The organism is Inquilinus sp. (assembly GCF_057815775.1).
In genome coordinates this window covers 1-5,149 of the sequence record NZ_JBYRFX010001109.1, presented here as the reverse complement: position 1 = coordinate 5,149, position 5,149 = coordinate 1, and the positions used below count along the sequence as shown (strand labels likewise).

The following is a 5,149-nucleotide window of genomic DNA, read 5'->3' as shown; positions in this document are numbered from 1 at the left end:
CAACCGGTCAAATTCACTCCACGGAACCCGCTTCAGCAGATCGTGGAACACGCTATTGTGATGCCGCACGGTGTTGCTCCGTTCGTGTCCAGGTGACGCGCCAACGTCCTGAACTCGAGCTGAATCAACACCGTGCGCCCTCTCCACCTTTTCTCAACCGGACACCCGTGGGCTTGAACCGGCAATCCAGAAGCTGTCGACAGTCTCTGGATTGCCGGGTCAAGCCCGGCAATGACAGAAAAAATCAGTCGGGAGGCCTATGTCCCGCTAATTGATCCAGACCGCGAAGCTGACGAACTCGCCTTCGAAGGCATCGTTCATCCGGTCCCAGAACGAGCGGTCGCTGACCGGGCCGTCCTGCAGATAGGGCACGATGTCGGTGCCGGTCGCCAGCAGCACCAGGTCGAAGGGCTGCGGCGACTCCAGCAGGCGACGCAGGTTGAAGCCCTGGGTGAAGCGCCAATGCGGCAGCAGCTTGTCGCCGTTCAGCACCGCCTCGGATTCGGTCAGCAGCGCCAGCCAGCTGTCGATGCGCTCATCGGTGATGGTCATGCCCGGGATCAGGCTGGTCTGCTTCGCATTCGGCAGCCATTCCCGGTCGTTGTCGGTCTCGGCCCGGATCGAGGCCCACATCTGCCGGCTGAGCCCGATCGCGGCCAGCAGATGCTCGCGCACCCGCGGCAGCCGTTCCGGCTCCACCACCGGCCAGTTCAGCAGGTGGACCCAGGCGATGGCATCGGCGATGCGGCCATCCTCGGCCCCGGTGAACATGCCCTCGGTCGGCAGCGACAGCGCCGCCGCCAGCGGCGAATCCGGCCGCGCGAACAGCAGATGCGCGGCGGCGTCGAAGCTGCGGTGCCAGTCGCGCGCCAGCAGGAATTCGGCCCCGGCCCGCAGCACATGGGTGTAGGCGCGCAGCCACAGCACGTCGCCGGTGTCGAAGGCGATGGTCAGCTTGCCGGCATTCGCCCGGTCGCCATGCCCGTCCATCAGCACGGCGTTGGTGACGTCGTATAGCGTGACCGAGCCCTGCTGCCCGGCGCCGGTGAGATCGAGCCGCACCCGGCCCATCGCCACCGGCAGCTTCACCGGGTGGTCGCCCAGCGGCTGCAGCGTGCGGTCGACGGAGTCGAGGTCGTCGACCAGCCCCTGCAGGATGGCACGGGCGTCCTCGTAATGGATGACCTCCGGATTCGGGTTCGGCGGCACCGGCATGGTCAGCAGCGGCACCGACACCATCGAATCCTCGGGCGGCCGGAAGCCGAAGCGGTACAGCGACTGGCTGAAATGTTCGACCGCGCCGGCCAGGCGGATCATGCCGAGCCCGGCGATCGCCTCGGCATCGTCAGGCGTCTTCGCCAGGACCCCGGTCAGGGCCTTCTCGCCTTCTTTGAGCGCGCCGGCATAGAGATATTTCTGGGTCAGCTCGACCGGCGTCGCCGCCGCAGCGGGAACGGCCGCGAGGCCGAGATGCAGGGCCAGCGCCGCGCCAACCAGCCGGACAGTCATTCTGCCGAAAAGTGAACCGGATTCACTTCCATATGCCGAGATCAAAACCAACCCCCTCCAGAATTCACAGATCGAAAACAATGATCGGCCGACTTCATGGCACAATTCGGGCCGTGAGGCACACGTGTCTACTGCGGCGAAGACATGGAGCGTCGCTCAGGGAGTGGCGGCAGTCTCCGGCGCCACCAGCGCGGTGCTGGCGATGCCGAGATCCTGCAACTGGCGGCCGATGCCCCAGCCGTCGCGGACATGGCCGCTGCCGGCCAGCACCGCCACCAGTGGCACCCCGGCCGCCCGTGCGGCGGCGATCCGCACCGCCATCGCCCGGTCCCACAGTAGCTGGACGTCGGTGAAGCGGGCGAAGCCGCGGTTGAGGGCGTCGCCATCCTTCGCCTGGCCATGGCCGGCGAAGGCGGCAGCGAGATAGCGGCTGTAGTCGGGCTGGGGCGCCGCCGGCCGGCCCAGCGCCAGATCCGGCCAGGCCTGCAGCGCCGGCCAGCCGCCCTTGCCGACGGCGCGGACCACCGCCCGGTCGACATTCAGCGCCAGCATCGGCACCCGGCGGGCCCGGGCGAAGTCGAAGACCGGACGGTACAGGGCGTAGTCGAAGCCCCAGGAGTTCTGCCAGTCGACCGCCTGCAGGAACTGCGCCTCGTCCAGCTTGCCGGCGGTCCAACCGTCCAGCGCGGCCTGGCGGCTGCGCGGCACCATCTCCAGCCCGATCGCCAGGCCGGGTTGGCGGGCATACAGCGCCTCGATCTGCACCAGTTGCCACTGATGGTCGGCCGCCCGGTCATGCGTCTCGCCCAGCAGAACGACGCCGACAGCAGGCTGCTGGGGCGGCACCGCAGCACAGCCGGCGAGGACCCAGCCCAGCAGGCAGGCCGCCACCAGTCCGAAGGCGCGAGATCGACACCGCATCATCATCTTATCGCTCCACCTGATAGCGATTCTCATGTGACAGAGACCACCCCGTATGGCAATCGGCGTTGCATCGGCCGTCCAGAACCGCGAGCAATGGCGCCGCAACGGAGCACGGAGTCGGGATTGGGGACGGGCGCTTGAGCGGCATCACCCAGGCAGTGGTCGGATTCATCGGCGAATATCCGCATTGGGCCGGGTTTGCGATCTTCCTGATCGCCCTGGTCGAATCGGTGGCGGTGGTCGGGCTGTTCATCCCGGGATCGCCGATCCTGATCGCCGTCGGCGCCGTGGTCGGGCTCGGCCATCTGCCGCTGTGGCCGATGTTGATCTGGGCCACCGCCGGGGCGATCATCGGCGACGGCGTGTCCTTTGAACTTGGTCGGCGCTACCGCACCACCATCCTGGGCGTCTGGCCGGTCAGCCGCTATCCCGCGGTGGTGGCGCGCGGCGAGGCCTTCTTCCGGCGCCACGGCGGCAAGAGCATCGCGCTGGGCCGCTTCCTGCCGATGCTGCGGCCGATGATCCCGATGGTGGCCGGCGCCCTGGGGCTGCGGCCCGGGCTGTTCTATGCCGTCAACATCGCCTCGGCCATCGTCTGGGCCCCGGCGCATATCCTGGGCGGCGCGCTGCTGGGCGCATCGCTGGGCGCCCTGGGCGCGGTCAGCGGCCGGCTGGTGGCGATGCTGGCGGTGCTGGCCGTGGCGCTGCTGGTGCTGATCCTCGCCACCCGCTGGCTGTGGCGCCGGCTGATGCCGCTGCTGGGCTGGGCGCAGCAGGCCCTGCATCGGTGGGCCATGGCCCGCGGCAGCCGCGCCGCCCGGCTGCTGGCCCGGCTGGCCGACCCGGCGGAACCCGACCTGCGGATCATGGCGGTGCTGGGCGCCGTGGTGCTGATTTTGGTCGCCGGCTTCGTCAACCTGCTGAGCCTGGTCGCCGCCCATGGCGAGCTGGCCCGGGCCGACGGTGCCATCAGCGCCTTCGTCCAGGGGCTGCGCACCCCGTGGAGCGACGCGGTGCTGACGTCGGTGACCATGCTGGGCGACGGCACCACCATCGGCGTCATGGCGATCGTCGCCATCGCCTGGCTGCTGTTGCGCCGGGCCTGGCACCGGGCCGGCGGCGTCGCCATCGCCATGGCCGTCACCGCCGGCTTCGTGCCGCTGGTGAAGAGCCGGCTGCAGATCGTGCGGCCGACAGATCTGTACAGCGGCGCCGACGCCTTCAGCTTCCCCAGCGGCCATGCCGCCTTTTCCGCGGTGCTGTACGGCATCCTGGGCTGGCTGGTGGCGCGCGGCCTGACCGGGCGCTGGCAGGCGCTGCCGTTGACCCTGGCCGCCGCGCTGATCGGGCTGATCTGCGCCTCGCGCATCTACCTGGCGGCGCATTGGCCGTCCGACGTCGCCGCCGGCCTGCTGTTCGGCACCGGCATGACCATCGCCTTCGCCATGGTGTTCCGTCGCGCCGCACCCGAGCGGATCCGGCCGCGCGCCTTCGCCGCCGTGCTGCTGCTGACGATGGCCGTCGCCGGCGGCGGCCATGTCATCGCGAACTACCAGGCCGCCGCCGCCATGTATGCCCGCCGCGACGCCACCGTGACCATCCCGGCGGCGGAATGGCGGGCGGAGGGCTGGCGCCGCTTGCCGCAGCGCCGCACCGATCTCGGCGGCGACGCCGAGCAGCCATTCCGGCTGCAATGGGCCGGCCCGCCGGAGGCGCTGGCCGCCGCCCTGGCCCCGTCCGGCTGGCGCCTGCCGCCCGACTGGAGCCTGGCGACCGCCGCCGGTTTCCTGACCAACACCGCCGATGCCGCCACCCTGCCGGTGCTGCCGATGCTGCAGGATGGCCGGATGCCGATGTTGACCCTGGTCCGGCCGGCGGCCGACGGCAGCGCCCGCGAGGTGCTGCGCCTGTGGCCCTCCGGCTTCGCGCTGGAGGGCGGCGGCCCGATCCTGCTGGGCGCGCCGGCAACCGAAGCCATCCACCATCCGCTCGGCCTGGTCAGCGCCATCGACGCCGAGGATGACGGGCCACTGCCCGACCTGCCCGAGCTGCAGGCCCTGCCCGCAGCCAGTACTCCGGCGTCCGGCCTGGTGCTGGCCGGCCTCTAACTCTGCTGCGGCACCGCGCCGCAGCATGGCACGCGGCGCCGCCAGACCTTCCTGCCCCTGGACGGATGCGGCCCGGCGCCCCATGATTACAAACGCGATCCGTTCGCAAGATCGGCCCCTTCACACCCAGGTGTAGTTATGTCGACCACGGCCCAGACGGACGAGCCGAAGACCCTGATCCTGACCGGCGCCAGCCGCGGCATCGGCCATGCCACGGTCAAGCGCTTCAGCGCCGCCGGCTGGCGGGTCATCACCGTCTCGCGCCAGGCCTTCTCCAAGGAATGCCCGTGGCATGCCGGCGAGGAGGACCACGTCCAGCTGGACCTGTCCGACGTCAACGACCTCGAGCGCGGCATGGATGAGCTGCGGGCCCGGCTGCCGTTGGGCAAGCTGGACGCCCTGGTCAACAACGCCGGGATCTCGCCCAAGCTGGCCGGCGGCAAGCGCATGGGCGTGATGGCGACCGACTATGCGACCTGGCTGCATGTGTTCAACGTCAACCTGTTCGCCACCGCCCTTCTGGCCCGCGGGCTGTTCGAGCCGCTGAAGGCGGCGAAGGGGTCGATCATCAACGTCACCTCGATCGCCGGCGGCCGCGTCCATCCTTT

Annotated in this window: 4 protein-coding genes; 2 read left to right on the top strand and 2 right to left on the bottom strand. The window is 70.0% G+C overall.

The genetic code is table 11. The features are described from left to right. Positions 1 to 267: 267 nt before the first annotated feature. Both AC3XYG_RS39630 and AC3XYG_RS39625 read right to left on the bottom strand, forming a co-directional pair. A complete protein-coding gene (locus tag AC3XYG_RS39630) occupies positions 268 to 1,509 on the bottom strand; it encodes a hypothetical protein (protein WP_489145416.1) in 1,242 nt (413 codons plus the stop codon). A 156-nt stretch (positions 1,510 to 1,665) separates the two neighbouring features. Then, positions 1,666 to 2,436 carry a ChaN family lipoprotein gene (locus AC3XYG_RS39625; protein WP_489145415.1) on the bottom strand — a complete coding sequence of 257 codons (771 nt, stop codon included), beginning with the start codon at positions 2,434 to 2,436 and terminating at the stop codon, positions 1,666 to 1,668. 134 nt (positions 2,437 to 2,570) lie between these two features. Here AC3XYG_RS39625 and AC3XYG_RS39620 point away from each other — a divergent pair, with 134 nt between their 5' ends. Both AC3XYG_RS39620 and AC3XYG_RS39615 read left to right on the top strand, forming a co-directional pair. After that, on the top strand, positions 2,571 to 4,541 hold the full coding sequence (locus tag AC3XYG_RS39620; RefSeq protein WP_489145414.1) for a bifunctional DedA family/phosphatase PAP2 family protein: 1,971 nt from the start codon (positions 2,571 to 2,573) through the stop codon (positions 4,539 to 4,541). A 138-nt stretch (positions 4,542 to 4,679) separates the two neighbouring features. Next, the coding region (locus tag AC3XYG_RS39615) for an SDR family NAD(P)-dependent oxidoreductase (RefSeq protein WP_489145413.1) at positions 4,680 to 5,149 on the top strand (470 nt) is incomplete at its 3' end.